Source organism: Caulobacter sp. SSI4214, from assembly GCF_012184455.1.
In the GTDB taxonomy this organism is placed as follows: Bacteria; Pseudomonadota; Alphaproteobacteria; order Caulobacterales; family Caulobacteraceae; genus Caulobacter; species Caulobacter vibrioides_E.
On the sequence record NZ_SZWJ01000025.1, the window covers coordinates 39,768 to 55,010 of the forward strand.

The 15,243-nt window shown below is 68.6% G+C and carries 17 protein-coding genes and 2 pseudogenes; 9 read left to right on the plus strand and 10 right to left on the minus strand.

Going from position 1 to position 15,243, the window contains the following annotated elements:
- Positions 1–44: 44 nt before the first annotated feature.
- Complete coding sequence (locus FCU40_RS09845; RefSeq protein ID WP_168074641.1) at positions 45–2,264, minus strand: PBP1A family penicillin-binding protein; 2,220 nt, start codon at positions 2,262–2,264, stop codon at positions 45–47.
- A 55-nt stretch (positions 2,265–2,319) separates the two neighbouring features.
- On the opposite strand from FCU40_RS09845, the gene FCU40_RS09850 reads away from it, so the two are divergent.
- Positions 2,320–2,808 carry a YcgN family cysteine cluster protein gene (locus FCU40_RS09850; RefSeq protein ID WP_168074642.1) on the plus strand — a complete coding sequence of 163 codons (489 nt, stop codon included), beginning with the start codon at positions 2,320–2,322 and terminating at the stop codon, positions 2,806–2,808.
- Complete coding sequence (locus tag FCU40_RS09855) at positions 2,805–3,290, plus strand: hypothetical protein (RefSeq protein WP_168074643.1); 486 nt, start codon at positions 2,805–2,807, stop codon at positions 3,288–3,290. Before FCU40_RS09850 ends, FCU40_RS09855 begins: the two co-directional genes overlap by 4 nt.
- A gap of 90 nt (positions 3,291–3,380) precedes the next feature.
- On the opposite strand, the gene rpmE is transcribed toward FCU40_RS09855, so the two are convergent.
- Positions 3,381–3,611 (minus strand): 50S ribosomal protein L31, encoded by a 231-nt coding sequence (rpmE, locus tag FCU40_RS09860; RefSeq protein WP_004616338.1) that lies wholly within the window; start codon positions 3,609–3,611, stop codon positions 3,381–3,383.
- Between the two features lie 124 nt (positions 3,612–3,735).
- On the opposite strand from rpmE, the gene FCU40_RS09865 reads away from it, so the two are divergent.
- Entirely contained in the window at positions 3,736–5,589 is a 1,854-nt protein-coding gene (locus FCU40_RS09865) for an ABC transporter transmembrane domain-containing protein (RefSeq protein ID WP_168074644.1), read from the plus strand.
- Between the two features lies 1 nt (position 5,590).
- On the opposite strand, the gene FCU40_RS09870 is transcribed toward FCU40_RS09865, so the two are convergent.
- The 3 genes from FCU40_RS09870 to FCU40_RS09880 form a co-directional block, all read right to left on the minus strand.
- On the minus strand, positions 5,591–6,913 hold the full coding sequence (locus FCU40_RS09870; protein WP_168074645.1) for a hypothetical protein: 1,323 nt from the start codon (positions 6,911–6,913) through the stop codon (positions 5,591–5,593).
- Between the two features lie 160 nt (positions 6,914–7,073).
- Positions 7,074–8,144: a glycerophosphodiester phosphodiesterase gene (locus FCU40_RS09875; protein ID WP_168074647.1), complete on the minus strand. Its 1,071-nt coding sequence runs from the start codon at positions 8,142–8,144 to the stop codon at positions 7,074–7,076.
- Between the two features lie 192 nt (positions 8,145–8,336).
- Positions 8,337–9,137 carry an inositol monophosphatase family protein gene (locus FCU40_RS09880; protein ID WP_004616326.1) on the minus strand — a complete coding sequence of 267 codons (801 nt, stop codon included), beginning with the start codon at positions 9,135–9,137 and terminating at the stop codon, positions 8,337–8,339.
- 220 nt (positions 9,138–9,357) lie between these two features.
- Between FCU40_RS09880 and FCU40_RS09885 the strand changes: the two genes are divergently transcribed.
- The 3 genes from FCU40_RS09885 to FCU40_RS09895 are packed head-to-tail and all read left to right on the plus strand — an operon-like array spanning position 9,358 to position 11,154.
- The gene (locus FCU40_RS09885; protein ID WP_004616324.1) at positions 9,358–9,744 is read left to right on the plus strand and encodes a hypothetical protein; all 387 of its coding nucleotides are present in this window, start codon (positions 9,358–9,360) and stop codon (positions 9,742–9,744) included.
- A 1-nt stretch (position 9,745) separates the two neighbouring features.
- Positions 9,746–10,285 (plus strand): hypothetical protein, encoded by a 540-nt coding sequence (locus tag FCU40_RS09890; protein ID WP_168074649.1) that lies wholly within the window; start codon positions 9,746–9,748, stop codon positions 10,283–10,285.
- Positions 10,282–11,154 carry a sigma-70 family RNA polymerase sigma factor gene (locus tag FCU40_RS09895; protein WP_168074651.1) on the plus strand — a complete coding sequence of 291 codons (873 nt, stop codon included), beginning with the start codon at positions 10,282–10,284 and terminating at the stop codon, positions 11,152–11,154. The genes FCU40_RS09890 and FCU40_RS09895 overlap by 4 nt, the downstream gene beginning before the upstream one ends.
- 77 nt (positions 11,155–11,231) lie before the next feature.
- Here FCU40_RS09895 and FCU40_RS09900 read toward each other — a convergent pair whose 3' ends face one another.
- The 3 genes and pseudogenes from FCU40_RS09900 to FCU40_RS23305 form a co-directional block, all read right to left on the minus strand.
- Positions 11,232–11,651, minus strand: coding sequence for a hypothetical protein (locus FCU40_RS09900; protein ID WP_168074654.1), 420 nt, complete (start codon positions 11,649–11,651; stop codon positions 11,232–11,234).
- Positions 11,652–11,734: 83 nt separating this feature from the next.
- Positions 11,735–12,379, minus strand: a complete 645-nt coding sequence (thiE, locus tag FCU40_RS09905) for a thiamine phosphate synthase (protein WP_168074660.1) — start codon at positions 12,377–12,379, stop codon at positions 11,735–11,737.
- Between the two features lie 18 nt (positions 12,380–12,397).
- Positions 12,398–12,542 (minus strand): annotated as a pseudogene (locus FCU40_RS23305) (hypothetical protein); the annotation flags it as partial.
- Between the two features lie 85 nt (positions 12,543–12,627).
- On the opposite strand from FCU40_RS23305, the gene FCU40_RS09910 reads away from it, so the two are divergent.
- The 3 genes from FCU40_RS09910 (at position 12,628) to FCU40_RS09920 (ending at position 14,294) form a co-directional block, all read left to right on the plus strand.
- Positions 12,628–12,813 (plus strand): (2Fe-2S)-binding protein, encoded by a 186-nt coding sequence (locus FCU40_RS09910; protein WP_168074656.1) that lies wholly within the window; start codon positions 12,628–12,630, stop codon positions 12,811–12,813.
- A 126-nt stretch (positions 12,814–12,939) separates the two neighbouring features.
- Positions 12,940–13,419, plus strand: coding sequence for a bacterioferritin (bfr, locus tag FCU40_RS09915; RefSeq protein ID WP_004616314.1), 480 nt, complete (start codon positions 12,940–12,942; stop codon positions 13,417–13,419).
- Positions 13,420–13,718: 299 nt separating this feature from the next.
- Entirely contained in the window at positions 13,719–14,294 is a 576-nt protein-coding gene (locus FCU40_RS09920; RefSeq protein ID WP_004616312.1) for a tryptophan-rich sensory protein, read from the plus strand.
- A gap of 251 nt (positions 14,295–14,545) precedes the next feature.
- Here the strand turns inward: FCU40_RS09920 and FCU40_RS09925 are convergent, their stop codons facing one another.
- Positions 14,546–14,998 (minus strand): DoxX family protein, encoded by a 453-nt coding sequence (locus FCU40_RS09925; RefSeq protein WP_004616309.1) that lies wholly within the window; start codon positions 14,996–14,998, stop codon positions 14,546–14,548.
- Positions 14,995–15,243: pseudogene (locus tag FCU40_RS09930) on the minus strand (DUF2063 domain-containing protein); the annotation flags it as partial. The gene FCU40_RS09925 and the pseudogene FCU40_RS09930, both read right to left, overlap by 4 nt.

Genomic DNA, 15,243 nt, shown 5'->3' on the forward strand with positions numbered 1-15,243 from the left:
CGCCGCCAGGGGGCGATCCGATTTTGCTCCGGAACGCGATATCGTCAGTAGGGCAGTTGATCCACCGGCCTTCCCGGCTGGGCCGCCGGAGGATTGGCCTGTTGCGCATCGTCCAGCTCGGAAGCCGCGCGCGCGAACTCGGCCGACAGGGTCTCGTAGAATCCGTTGCGCGGGTCGGGGCTCATCTGGGGCGTCGGATCGGGCAACAGCCAGGGGAAGTCGCGCACGGCCAGGGCCTGGTGAGCGGTCATCATGAAGCGCCGCCAGATGCTGGCCGGAATATCGCCGCCGACCACCTTGTTCATCGGCTTTTCGTTGTCGTTGCCCACCCAGACGCCCGTGACATAGTCGGGCGTGAAGCCGATGAACCAGGCGTCGCGCCAGTTCTGGCTGGTGCCGGTCTTGCCCGCCGCGGGACGACCGAAGGCGGCGCGCTTGGCGGTGCCGTCCGACACCACCTTCTTCATCATCTTCACCATGATGCTGGCGTTGCCGATGTCGTAGACGCGGCGGTCGCTCTGCGGCGGTTGATGCTGGAAGATCGGCTGGCCGCCCTGGGTGGCGATCGACTCGATGACATAGGGCTCGATCCGCACGCCGCCCTGCTGGAACACCTGGAAGCCCGAGGTCATCTGCAGCAGGTTGACCTCGTAGGAGCCCAGCGCCACCGACAGGTCGGGCGCGGGCGGCAGGCTGGTGACCCCGAACCGGCGCACCAGGTCGCCGATCGCCGCGCCGCCGGCCTCCTGGGCCAGCTTGACGGCGATGGTGTTGGTCGAGGTGATCAGGGCCTGTTCGACGGTCATCGGACCGCGATAGCCGCCGCTGTAGTTCTCCGGCGACCAGTCGCCGAATTTCACCGGCTCGTCGACGCGGATATCGGTGGGCCTGACCCCCTTCTCGACGGCGGCGGCGTAGATGAACGGCTTGAAGCTGGAGCCCGGCTGGCGCTTGGCCTGGACGGCGCGGTTGAAGGGGCTTTCGCCGTAGTCGGTTCCGCCGACCATGGCGCGGATGGCCCCGTCGGCGGACAGCGACAGCAGGGCCGCCTGGGTCGCGCCCGAGCGGGTCGCTTCCGTGGCCATGGTCTGGCGCACGATCTCGGCGCCCTCGCGCTGCAGACGCGGGTCGATCGTCAGGCGGACGACCAGGTCGGGCGCGTTCTGGCCGGCGACCTTGACCGCTTCGGCGGTGGCGTAGTCCAGCACCCAGCCGAAGTCGCCCTCGTCCTGCAAGGCCAGGCCCGACAGGCGCGGAGTGTCGCGCAGCGCCTGATCTTCCTGCTCCGCGGTGATCCAGCCTTCCTTGCGCATATTGGCCAGGATCAGCCGCGAGCGGGCCAGGGCGCGCTCCATGTCGCGGGTCAGGGCCAGGCGGGTCGGGGCCTTGGGCAGACTGGCCAGCAGGGCCGCTTCGGCGATGGTCAGCTGGCTGGCGGGCTTGCCGAAATAGGTCTGGGCCGCGCCGTCGACGCCATAGGTGCCGGCCCCGAAATAGATGCGGTTCAGATAGAGCTCGAGGATCTCGTCCTTGGTCAGCACCTTCTCCAGCCGATAGGCCAGCAGCATCTCCTGCAGCTTGCGCTTGACCACGCGGTCGGGCGTCAGGAACAGGCCCTTGGCCAGCTGCTGGGTCAGGGTCGAGGCGCCCTGGCGGGTCTTGCCGCCGCGCCAGTTGGCCCAGGCCGCCCGGCCGATGCCCTGCACGTCGATGGCCCCGTGTTGGTAGAAGCGGCGGTCCTCGGCGGCCAGGAAGGCCATCGGCACGTAGTTGGGCACGGACCCCAGGGTGATGCGCTGGCCATAGCGCGGGCCGCGCGTGGCGATTACCTGGCCGTTGCGGTCCTCGAAGCGGATGCCGGGCGCGCGGTTCACGGCGAACAGCGCCTCGCGCGAGGGCAGCTGGGGCGTGTCCTTCAGATACTTGGTCCAGACATAGGCCGCGCCGCCGCCGACGGCGAGGACGGCGATCAGGACCAGCGCCGCCAGGGTGCCCAGCACCCAGCCCCACTTGTTGGCCTTCTTCCGCGACGCGGCGTGCTGGAGATCGGCCCGGAACGGCTCCTCGGGCGACGGACCCGATGGCGGCGTCGGCGGAGGGGGAGGCGGGGGCGGACCGTCGGAAAGCTGGAAAGGGTCCTGCGGCGCGGGCTCTTGCGCCCAAGGATCATGCGGGGTCTCGGGCGCGCCGGATCGAGGCTCCCGCGCCGGCTCGCGCGGGTCCTGATCGTCGAACTTGTAGGGCGGCAGCGTCCAATCGTTCACGGTTTCAGGTCAGGCTCTATTTGGTCGCCGGTTAAATCGGGTTTAGGACGGCGGCATGACGCCACGCAAACCTTTCTGGGAGACGAAGACGCTCCTGCAAATGACCGTCTCCGAGTGGGAGAGCCTATGCGACGGCTGCGGTCTTTGCTGCCTGGTTCGCTTCGAAGACGAAGACACCGGCGAGATCATCCCCACGCGGGTGCACTGCCAGCTATTCGACGAACACCTGTGCCGCTGCAAGGACTATCCGAACCGCAAGAAGACGGTGCCGGACTGCATCAAGCTGACGCCGCACAATATCGAGGACCTGGAATGGATGCCGCGCTCCTGCGGCTATCGCCGGATCCATGAGGGCAAGACCCTGCCGGCCTGGCACCCGCTGGTCACCGGCGATCCGGACAGCACCCACAAGGCCGGCGTCTCGGTGCGCGATCAGACCGTGTCGGAACTGTGCTTCGCCGACGCCGAGGACGCGCTGGACTTCACCGCGATGGACCTGATGCGCGATCGCGGGGATGATCCGTATGAGGCTGAGGAGGAGTGAGCGATTTTCGGCGGCTGGCCGCCTGTGAGGTAGACGAAGCCGCCCGCGCCGGATTCATGCTGTTGGGCGTCTCGGTCTTCGACCACGTCTTGACCGAGGCTGAATGCGCCGACCCGGAACTGGTCCCTTTCTTCTTCCATCGCCAGGCGCGTGAGAAGGGCCTGGAGGCACAGTACCTTGAGGTCGAGCGGCGTTTTGTCGCCCTGGTGGACCGGCTTGCGGAGGGCGGCGTCGCGCTGATCCACAAGCCCGCGCGGCTCAAGGCGCTGCGACCCGGCGGCGCTCGCTATCGGGCTCTTGTGCGACGATCGCTAAGGGAGAAGTTCAGCAGCGATATCTACTTTCCCGAATTCGGGGCGCGCTGGGTTTTCGGCTTCGACATGACCCACTGGATCATCCTGTCGGACGCCGCGCAGGCCGACAAGGTCAAGGCCTTGGTAGAGGCGGCCGGGCTGCACACCCACGTGGTGGAAGGCGGTTGACCGTAGGCTTCGGCCGGGACCCCAGATACGAAAAAGGCCGGCCCGCGACGCGGAACCGGCCTCTCGTCGCCCTTACGGCGAGAAGGACTTTTAGGCCTTCTTGCCGGTGAAGCCGGCGAACTTGGCGTTGAAGCGCGAGACGCGGCCGCCGCGGTCCATCAGCTGGGCGTTGCCGCCGGTCCACGCCGGGTGCGTGCGCGGATCGATGTCGAGCGCGAGGTTCGCGCCTTCCTTGCCGTAGGTCGAGCGGGTCTTGTAGCTCGAACCGTCGGTCAGGGTGACGGTGATGAAGTGGTAGTCGGGGTGAATGTCTTGTTTCATGGCGGCGATCCAGACCGACTAAGCCGGCGAGAGTGAATTGGGATGGGCGCCATCCGCGCACGCGCGGGGTGGCCCTCGAAGACGCGCGGCTATAAAGAACCCGCGCGATTTTGGCAAGGGACTGTTGATGACTGACGCGAGCAGCGGCGACCAAAAGGTCGAAGGCCGCCCCGGCGCGGGGGCCGAGCTGGTCCAGGGCATGGCCGAGGCCAAGGCGCGTCGGCCGCGCCGCAAGGACATCCGTCCGCTGGTCCACCTGCTGCCGTTCGTGGCCGCGCATAAGGGCGACGGCTTCGCGGCGGGGTTTTTCCTGCTGTTCTCGACGGGCGCGACCCTGGGCCTGACGGCGGCCTTCAAGGGGGTGATCGACCACGGCTTCGCCAAGGGCCATGTCGCGGCGATCAACAGTTCGTTCCTGGGCCTCGGCGCGGTGGCCCTGGTGCTGGCCATCGCCACGGCCTGCCGATTCTTCTTCATCACGCGCCTGGGCGAGCGGGTCGTGGCCGACCTGCGCCGGGCGCTCTACGGCCACACCCTGACCCTGGACCAGCAATACTTCCTGGAAACCCGCACGGGCGAGGTGCTGTCGCGCCTGACCACCGACGTGTCGCTGATCGAGCAACTGGTGGGCGCCTCGGCCTCGATCGCCCTGCGCAATATTCTCAGCCTGGTGGGCGGGCTGACCTATATGGCGGTGGTCTCGCCCAAGCTGGCCGGTTTCATCGTGCTGATGGTCCCGGTGATCCTGGCGCCGATGTTCCTGGTCGGCCGCCGCGTGCGCAAGCTGACCGTCAGCGCCCAGGACAAGTTCGCCGACGCGGTGGGCTATGCCGGCGAGAGCCTGGACGCCCTGGAGACGGTGCAGGCCTTCGGCCGCGAGGCGACCTCGACCGCCCGCTTCGGCGCGGCCGTGGAGGCGGCCTACAAGGCCTCGGTGCGCCGCATCGCCACCCGCGCCAGCATGACGGCCATGGTCATCGTCCTGGCCTTCGGCGGCATCACCCTGCTGCTGTGGACCGGCGCGCGCCTGGTGCTGGATGGCGAGATGACCGGCGGCACCCTGGCCCAGTTCGCCATGCTGGCCGTGATGGCCGCCGGCTCGATCGGCGCCCTGGGCGAGGTCTGGGGCGATGTCCAGAAGGCCTCTGGCGCCATGGACCGCATCTCCGAGCTGCTGAACGCCCGCCCGGGCATCGCCGCGCCGGAGACGCCCAAGGCCTTGCCGGTTCCGGCCCAGGGCGCGATCGCCTTCGACAACGTCACCTTCGCCTATCCGGGCCGCCCGGACCTGCCCGCCCTGAACGGCTTCACCCTGTCGGTGAAGCCCGGCGAGACCGTGGCCCTGGTCGGCCCCTCGGGGGCGGGTAAGAGCACCGTGCTGCGGCTTCTCCTGAGGTTCTACGACCCGCAGGCTGGCGGGATCCGCCTGGACGGCGTCGATCTGCGCGACGCCGAGCCGGCCGAGGTCCGCGCCCGCATGGCCCTGGTCGCCCAGGACTCGCCGCTGTTCTCGGGCTCGGCCTTCGACAACATCCGCTTCGGCCGCGAGGACGCCTCGGACGCCGAGCTCAAGGCCGCCGCCGAGGCCGCCCAGGCCGCGGGCTTCCTGTCGGCCCTGCCCAAGGGCTTCGACACCCCGGTCGGCGAGCGGGCCAAGACCCTGTCGGGCGGCCAGCGCCAGCGGCTGGCCATCGCCCGAGCCCTGGTGCGCGAGGCGCCGATCCTGCTGCTCGACGAGGCCACCAGCGCCCTCGACGCCGAAAGCGAGCGCCTGGTCCAGCAGGCCCTGACCGCCGCCATGGAAGGCCGCACCACGCTGGTCATCGCCCACCGCCTGGCCACCGTGCTGAAGGCCGACCGCATCGTGGTCATGGAGGAGGGCCGCGTGGTCGAGCAGGGCACGCACGCCGAACTCTTCGCCAAGGGCGGGCTCTACGCCCGGCTGGCCAGCCTGCAGTTCGGGGTCGAGGCGGCTTAAACTACTTCCGCAAGTCCGCCGGCGTCGTCGGCTCGCTGATCACGTGCTCCATGGCCTTCCAGCGGGCGGCCTCGGACTTGCCGGCGCGGTAGACGTGGTCGCGGACCATGTCTTGGCCGATGTTGTAGTTGATCACATACGAGCGGTAGGTCTCGATGAACGACACCCGCTTCTCGGCTCCGCCGCGCGAATAGAGGCTGTATTTCATCAACAGCTGGACGGCCTGGTCCTTGGTCAGCTTGCCGGCCAGGTAGTCGGCCGCGATGGTGTTGCTGGCGCTGGCCAGGGCGGCCTTGGCGTCCTGCAACTGGCCGTAGACCTCGGCGGTCTTCGGATCCAAGCCCGCCAGGGCGTAGAGCTTGTCGCGCTCGAACGCGGTCTTGGCCTGGCCGGGGAAGGCCAGCTCGATGCCGAAATTGGCCGAGCCCTCGGCGATGAAAGATTGCGGCGAAAACAGCGGGTAGACGCTGAACTCGACCCAGCCCTTGCCCTTGGTCAGCTTTTCTTCCAGCAGGCTGTTGAGCACGTGGTGGCCGGGATAGCCTTCGTGGCAGCCCAGGTCCAAGGCGCGGCTGATATAGATCGGCAGGTCGGTGTTGATCTGGATCAGGCTGTGGGCGTCACCCTTGTACCAGTTGTAGCCGCTCCAGGGCTTTTTGGTGACGAACTCCAGGTCGAAGCGCTCGCCGGCCGGCAGCTTGATGTGTTCCTCGGTCTTGGCCTTGCAGGCGGCGATGCCGGCCCGCATCACCGCCTCGACCTTGTCGGTCGGGATCACGTAGCGGTTCTGCAGGGCGTCGACCCGGGCGGCCAGGTCGCCCTTGCCCGGGACCAGCTTGTCGATCCGCGCCAGGATCGGGTCGTAGCTTTTCAGGGGCTTGAGGACCGGACGCACGCCGAACAGGCCCTCGGCCTCGTCCTGGAAGCTGAACTTGTCGCCGGCCAGCATGGCCAGGCGGGTCTGGGCGGCCTTCAGCTGGCCCGCCAGGAACAGCTTGCGGCGGCGCAGATCGGGCGAGAGGTCCTTGTCGGCGACCTTCGCCAGCAGCTTTCGCAGGCGATCGGCCTCCTTGCGCAGCATGAAGACCGGGCGCGGAGCTGTCTTGGCCACGGTCAGATATTCGCGCGGACCGTAATAGGCGTCGACATAGCCGGGCTCGCGCTCGCCCGCCTCCAGGGTCAGTTTCACATAGTCGACGGCGATCTGGTCGAGGCTGGCCGAGGCGACGGCGGCCGGCGTCGGAGACGCCGGGGCGGCGAAGGCGGGCGCGCCCAGCAGCAGGACGACGGCGGCGGTCGCGAGAACGGCGTGACGGCGCTTCATGAGCTTCCCCTGAAATTCAGGCCGGCACGCTGCACCGTTCCGGCCGGCATCCGCAAGGGGCGGGTCAGAGGCTGGCGATCTCCAGAGGCCAGCAGCGCCGCGACGCATGTGGTCAGTCCCCCGAAAGCCCGCCGATTGTCTCGCGAAGAACGCGGTTCGGTCAACCGCGCGCGGCGGCGGCCATGCCGGGGAAGTCGCTGAAGATCCCGTCGATCCCGGCGGCGTACAGCGCCTTGAACAGCGGCGTCACGTCGCCTTGGGTCGCCAGATAGGCCGGGTCCTTCGGGTCTCCCTTGCGCAGGGACGCGGGCAGGAAGAAGTTCTCGGCTCGCACGGTCCAGGGGTGGACGACCAGGCCGGCGGCATGGGCGTTCTTCACCAGGTCCGTGGCCGGCAGCAACGTGTCGGCGTTCTGCGGGATGACCATGGTCTTTTCCGGGCCGAGGCCGTCGGCATAGACCGCGACCTCCTTGAGTCCCTGGGCGGTGACCAGGTCGGCGTATTTGACGTTCGGCAGGTCGGCCGGACCGCCCTCGCCGGCGACCAGGAACACCAGGCGCGCGGGAGTCTTGGCCCGCAGGCGTTTCAGCGTGCCGACCTCGAAGCACTGGACGAAGACCGGCGCGGTCGCCGAGTTCAGGTCCAGGGCCTTCAGCTTGGCCACCAGGCGGTCCTCGGTGGGCAGGCCGATCGAGGCGAAATAGGTCGGGTGCTTCAGCTCGGGATAGGTGCCGATCACCCGGCCGGTGCGCTGGGTCCCGGCCTTGGCGATGGCGACCATCTCCTCGTAGGTCAGGATCTGGGCCTGGCCGTCGAAGGCCGCGCTGGCCGGACGCAGCTGCGGCAGCCGCTCGCGGCAGCGCAGCGTCTTCAGCTCGGCCAGGGTGAAGTCCTCGGTGAACCAGCCGGTGATCTGCTGGCCGTCGATGACCTTGGTGGTCTTGCGGCTGGCGAATTCGGGATGGCTGGCGACGTTGGTCGTGCCGCCGATCTCGTTCTCGTGACGCACGACCAGGTGGCCGTCCTTGGTCGGCACCAGATCGGGCTCGATGAAGTCCGCGCCCTGGTCGATGGCCCGCTCGTAGCTGAGGGCCGTGTGCTCGGGCCGCTCGCCGCTGCAGCCGCGATGGCCGATGATCAGGGGCTTCTTGGCCTGGGCGCGGGCGAGGCCGGGCAGGAAGGTGCCGGCGAGGGCGGCGGTGGTCAGGGCGCGACGGGTGAGCAGGGTCATGGCGCGCGATTTAGCGCGCGGATGTGACGGTTTGGCTAGGGAATTAAGGCGGTTTGCGCCCCCTCCGTCACGGCGCGTATTCACGCCGCGCCACCTCCCCCGGGATGCGGGTGAGGAGGGACCGCTTCCATCCTCCCCCGTGCAAACGGGGGAGGTGGCCCGGAGGGCCGGAGGGGGCGCTGAGCCCCGCCCTCAAGCCGCCCGCAGTCGCTCCAGGATCTGCGGATAGAGGTCCTGGTTGCTGGCCAGGATCGACTTGCCGGCCACGACGTCGTGGTCGTTCTCGTCGATCGTGGTGACCTTGCCGCCCGACTCCTGGACCATCAGCACGCCGGCGGCGACGTCCCAGGGCTGGAGGTTGCGCTCCCAGTAGGCGTCGAAGCGGCCGGCCGCGACCCAGGCCAGGTCGAGCGACGCGGCGCCGAAGCGGCGCACGCCGGCGACCTTCTGGCTGACCTGATGCAGCTCCTTCAGGAACTGGCCGTGGCCGGGCTTGCCGGCGAACGGCACGCCCGTGGCCAGGACGCTCTCCTCGAGGTTCCGGCGGGCGGCGACGCGCAGGCGCTTTTCCGCGCCCAGGAACGCGCCCTTGCCCTTTTCGACCCAGAACAGGTCGTTGGTGATCGGGTTGTAGGTGACGCCGGCCACCACGCCCTCGCCCTCGCGCTGCAGGGCGATGTTGACCGCGAAGTGCGGGATGGCGTGCATGAAGTTGGTGGTGCCGTCCAGCGGGTCGACGATCCAGGTGTGGGTCTTGTCGGTGCCCTCGACCATGCCGCGCTCCTCGCCGAGGAAGCCATAGCCCGGGCGGGCCTTGGTCAGGATCTCGAACAGGGTCTGTTCGGCCTTCAGGTCGGCGTTGGTGACGAAGTCGGCCGCGCCTTTCTTGGAGACCTGCAGTTCCGTGACCTCGCCGAAGTCGCGGGCCAGGCCGCGGGCGGCCTTCCGGGCCGCGTCGATCATGACGTTCAGGAGGGCGGAAGGCGTGGGCACGGTCGGCTATCCTCGAATGAAGCCGTCGACGCCCGCCGGAACGTCCGGCGGCGGAGCGGTAGGTCGACGGTGTGAAAGAACGGGCGCGGAACCTAGTCGTCCACAGGCGGGAAAGCAAGTTGGGCGGATTCGAGAGCCTTAACGGCGATTTTCGCCGACCCGTGTCACGCCGGCCGAAGGTGTCTCGTCCTGTCGTCGAAACCACTTCGGAGGCGAGAGGATGCGCTGGGTCGCGATAGCTTTGACGGTCTTGTTCTTGGGCAACGGTCTAGTGATGCTGACCGCGCCTTATCCCTGGTACCTGACCATTCCCGGGGTCATCCAGACCGGGGCTTTCAACGACCACTTCGTGCGCGACATCGGCGCGGCCTACCTGACCTGCGGCGTCGGGACGCTGCTGGGCGCGCTGGACCTTCGCCGTCACGCCGGGGCGGTGGTGGTCGCCGCGACCTTCCAGGCCGTCCACGCCGCCATTCATCTGATCACGCCCTTCTGCGGAAGCGGAACGCCGTGGCCGCTTTTGGCCCGCGACTTTCCGGGCGTCTTCCTGCCCACCCTGCTGAGCGTCTGGCTGGCGGTCGTCGCCTTCCGATCCCAGGAGGTCTGAGATGCTGAAGGCGATCATGAAGGCCGCGATCGATCGGTTCGAGAAGCGCTACGACTACGACGCGACCTATATTCGCGATCTTCTGGAGGCCAGTCCCAGGGCGCTGCGGGCCTTCCAAGGCGTGCTGACCCTGGCGGGGTTCGAGGAGGGCGCGCCGCCGGCGGCCCTGGCGGCGGCGCGGATCGTCGCGACCATGGCCGAGGACTGCGGGCCCTGCCTGCAGATCGCCGTGAAGCTGGGCGAGGAGGCTCGCGTGCCGGCCGAGACGCTGCGCGGCATCCTGGCCGGCGACCACGACCGGATGGGGCCGGACGCTAGCCTGGTCCACCGCTTCGCCAACGCCTCGCTGGCCCGCGACATGGCGACCACCGACCCGCTGCGCGACGCGGTGCTGGAGCGCTGGGGGCCCAAGGGCCTGGCCGCCATCGCGCTCGCCATGGCGGCCGCGCGGGTTTATCCCACGATCAAGTACGCCATGGGGCACGGCAGGACCTGCTCGCGCGTGCGGGTCGGCGGCGAGGCGGCGGTGGTGCGGGCATGACGCCAAGGTCTTTTGGGGCGGACGCGATCTTCGAGGCCCGCAGGCCGGCCATGACCGGCTTGGCCTATCGAATGCTGGGCTCGCGGGCCGAGGCCGAGGATGTGGTGCAGGACGCCTGGCTGCGCTGGCGCAAGGTCGATGCCGACACGGTCGAGTCGCCCGACGCATACTTGAATCGCGTAGTCACCCGCCTGGCCCTGGACCGGCTGAAGTCGGCCCGCGCCCGGCGCGAGGTCTATGTCGGCGAGTGGCTGCCCGAGCCGGTGGTCGAGCCCGATTTCGAGGCCGGCGGCGACGCCGATCTCTCGGTGGCTTTCCTGCTGGCCCTGGAGCGGCTGACCCCGCTGGAGCGGGCGGCCTTCCTGCTGCACGACGTCTTCGACACGCCCTTCGCCGAGATCGCCTCGGCCTTGGGACGCACCGAGACCGCTTGCCGCCAGCTGGCCGCCCGGGCCCGCGCGCACGTGCGCCGCGACCGCCCGCGCCATGCCCCCAGCGTCGACGAGGAGCGGAGGCTGACGACGGCCTTCCTCGACGCGGTGTTCAACGGCGACGAGGTCGCGCTGCGGGGGCTGCTGACCGAGGACGTCGTCCTGCACGCCGACGGCGGCGGCAAGGTCAACGCTACCCTCAACCCGGTGAAGGGCGCGGCCAAGGCCATCGCCCTGATCTTGGGAGTGCGCCGCAAGTGGCCGCCCCCGGCGGGGACGACCGCGCGGCTGGCGCGCGTCAACGGCCAGCCAGGCCTGGTGCTGGCCGCCGACGGCGTCGTCTTCCAGACCATGAGCCTGGAGATCGAGGACGGCCGGATCGCCGCGGTCTATACGATGCGCAACCCCGAGAAGCTCTCCGGTCTCGACGGGCTCTAGAGTCAAATATTGAGCGCGCGTCCGAGAGTTTTAACCGCTCACGCTTAAACCCAGCGCGCCCTAGGCCACGCGGCCTCCTAAGGCAGCGCCACCTTCGGCAGGCTGTCCTTGGTCTCGCAGGCCAGCTTGCCGGCCTTGCCGACGGCGCCGGAGATGTCGTCGACCTTGGCTTCCTTGCGCCAGCCCTTGGGCAGGCCCTTGGTTCCGTCGAAGTCCATGCCCAGGTCCATCCACTTGTTGGCCGCGCAGTCCAAGGCGAAGAGCAGGATGGGTCCCTTGCCGGCCGGCCAGGCCTTGTAAGGGCCGTTGGCCTTGCCCTCGGCGATGCGGGTCACGACCAGGCCCGAGGCCTCGTCCACGCGGGTGAAGTCCGCGTCGTAGTAGGTCTTGGTCTCGCCGGGCGCCAGCTTCCAGGTCTCGGCGGCCGCGCCGCCCGCCAGAGCCAGGGCCGACGCGCCCAGGCTTACGCTAAGCAAACACACTCCGAGTCGCTTCATGTCGCGTCCTCCCCCGTTTCTGTTCGCTGGGGAGCAAGCTAGGCCTGTGTGCGGCGCGTCACAATATCGCCGTTACGCGACGCTCAGGCGCGCGCGGAGAGGCCCTCGGCGATGGCGGCGTTGAGGGCGGCGACGGCGGCGGCGGGACCGTCCGGATGGCCCCAGACCCCGGCCGAGACCGCCAGGAAGTCGGCCCCGGCGGTCGCCAGGCCGGCGGCGTTGGCGGCGGTGATCCCGCCGATCGCCACGCAGGGGGTCTCCATTGTCTCCTGCCAGATGGTCAGGATCTCGGGCTCGGCGGTGGTGGGGGCGTCCTTGGTCGTCGTCGGAAAGAAGGCGCCGAACGCGACGTAGTCGGCCCCGGCCTCGGCGGCCTCCATGGCCAGGTGCCGGCTGTCGTGACAGGTGACGCCGACCATGCGCTCGCCCATCAGCTTGCGGGCGTCGCGATAGGCCATGTCCGACTGGCCCACATGGACGCCGTCGACGGGCAGGCGCGCGGCCAGGTCGGGACGGTCGTTGAGGATCACCGCCACGTCGCGGGCCTGGGCGATCGGCGCCAGCGCATCGACGGCGGCCCTGATCACGTCGTCTGGAACGTCCTTCAGCCGGATCTGCAAGGCGGCCACGTCGCCGCCCTCCAGCGCCTGGGCCAGCTGTCGGCCGAAGCCGGCGAGGTCGGGCAGGGCGGGCGGGGTGATCAGATAGAGGCGGCAGTCGAGCGTCATGGGGTGGGGCATAGCACGAGCGCCCCCTCCGTCACGATGCGTATCCGCATCGCGCCATCTCCCCCGCGATGCGGGTGAGGAGGAACAAGCGTCATCCTCCCTCGCGTAGCGGGGGAGGTGGATCGGCGCGCAGCGACGAGACGGAGGGGGCGCATTGCGGCCTTTCGTCCATCGCAATGCGAGTCAGTTGCAAAACGTCGCGCGTTCAGCTAGATGAGAATGAAACTCATTCGGTAGGGCGTTCTTCCTTGTACGTCTGCAACTGCAACGGCATCCGCGAGCGCGAAGTCCGCGCGGCCATCGAGGCCGGCGCCGCGCGTCCGGCCGAGATCTTCCGCGCCCGGGACTGCCAGGCCCAATGCGCCAAGTGCGTGTGCGAGATGCGCCAGATGATCCAGGAGAGCCGCGAGGCCCTGGCCTTCGCCGCCGAATAAGGCGCCGTATTCCCTAGGATTTTCGGCGCGCCGAGCGGTTTGGTCGCGCCATGGAGGTTGAAGCCGCGTTCGGCTTGGCCCAGGGTCGCCTGGACGACGAATCCCTCAAGACCTCAGGAGGCCGCCATGCAGGGCGATCCCGGCATTATCCGACTGCTCAACGCGGTGCTCACCAACGAGCTGACGGCGGTCAATCAGTACTTCTTGCACGCCCGGATGTACGACAACTGGGGCTTCAAGCGCCTGGGCAAGATCACCTACGACGAATCCATCGGCGAGATGAAGCACGCCGACATGCTGATCAATCGCATCCTGTTCCTGGAAGGCCTTCCGAACCTTCAGGACCTGCACAAGCTGAAGATCGGCGAGACCGTTCCCGAGTGCCTGAACAGCGACCTGCAGGTCGAGCTAGCCGGCCGCGAGACCCTGATCCCCGGCATCGTCCAGTGCGAGCAGGCCCGCGACTATGTCAGCCGCGAGCTGCTGCGCGAGATCCTCAGCGACACCGAGGAGCATATCGACTTCCTGGAGACCCAGCTGTCGCTGGTGAAGTCGCTGGGCGAGGCCAACTACCTCCAGTCGGCCATGGGCGAGCTGCCGTCGTAGAGCCTTATCCGCTCGAATGGAATCATTCGAGCGGAAAAATAAGGCTCTAAATCAAATATTTAGAGCGTGATAACCGCCGAAACCGCTTACACTTTCGGCTATCACGCTCTAGGGCCTGTCGGGTCGGCCGGCGCGACGTCAGGTCGCGGGCAGCCGGCGCGGGATCGCGGCCTCCGCGCCGAGTTTGATCTTGGCGCGGAACGCCGGTCGGGCCCATGATACGACGCGGTCGCGGCATGGCTGGAACCAAGGACCAGCTGGGCTGTTTGACCTGTTCGAGTTCAAGAGGGAGTTCCGCCATGCACATCGCCCACGGAAAGTCGCGCGAACGCGCTCTGGCCGGCCGCGAAGCGTTCGAGCTCGAGCAGCGGAAGGACTTCCACCCGGTCAGCCAGATCGCGGTCGGCGCGGCCCTGGCCAGCGGCGCGATCCTGGCGGCGGTGATCATGGGCCGCCGCCACGAGAAGGCGCTGGACGACGACATGTACGCCGTCGAGTTCGCCGAGATGCACGAGCCGGTGGCCCATCAGCCCAAGCCGCTGACCAGCCTGCTGCTGCCGCCGCTGTTCATCGCCATGACCCTGTCGGGCCTGCGCACCTGGAACGCGCCGTCCAGCCCGGCCCGCACCCGCGCCCTGACCATCTGGAGCCTGGTGCAGGGCTTTAACGCCCTGTGGCTGGGCCTGGGCGCGCGGCGGGTCGGCGGACAGCTGGGCGCGGCCACGGCCTCGCTGGCGGCCTCGGCGGCCTACGCCATCGAGGCGCGCAAGGTCGGCGGCGGCTCGGCCCCGGACCTGGGCTGGCTAGGCGTCGCCAACGCTCTGACCGCCCAGCTGTGGCGCAAGCCCGTCCCGCGCGCGCCGACGATCCACTAGTTTAGATAGAGTCGTCTAAACCAGATAAACAGGATTTATATTCAAATGCTTAGAGCGCGTTCGGGCGGTTTGGCCGCTCTCGCTTAAACCCAACGCGCTCTAGTTATTCTTATCCGATCTCCCCGGCGAACGCCGGGGTCCAGATGCAAGAGCGCCCGCGTTCCGGACAGAATCGCGAGCGTCTTTGCATCAACTTCGGAGCCTCACGATCTGGGCCCCGGCGTTCGCCGGGGAAATCGGTTGGGGAGAGGTCAGGGGATCTTCAGCACCCGGTCCAGGCTGAACCGGCCGCCGCCGCGGGCGATCAGGAACAGCAGCAGGCCCGCCCACGACAGATGGGTCGGCCAGGCGTCGGGATAGACGAAGATCTCGATCACCGCTGTCATGCCCAGGAAGGCCAGGGCCGACAGGCGCGTGAACAGGCCCAGCACCAGCAGGATCGAGAACAGGTGTTCCGAATAGGTCGCCGCGTGGGCGGCCACGGCCGGCGGCAGCAGGGGCACGTGATACTCGGTCTCGAACAGCGAATAGGTGCTGTCCTTGATGTGCAGGATACCGTCCACCTTGGTGCGGCCCGACTCGAAGAAGATCGCGGCCACGCCCAGGCGCGTGATCAAGGTCAGGACGTCTTCGGTCAGCACCTTCTGGGCCAGTTGAGCGAAGCGTTCGAAGGGCAGGCGGAGCGACAGGGTTTGGGCGGTCATCGAGCGGTTTCCAGGTTGAGGCCGCCGAACACGCCGTCGGCGATCAGGGCGGCGAAGAGGGACGCGACGGAGACATCGGGGTTGGCCAGGGCCGCGCGCTCGGCGGCTTGGCCCAGGGGCTGGCCGTCGCGGCAGGCCCGCAGGAATTCGGTTTCGGCCTCGCCGATCACGCGGTGCGCCACGACGCCGTCGCGGCGCCGGCACAGCAGCGCCTCGGCGCGGGCGGGCAGGTCCAGCTCGGTCTC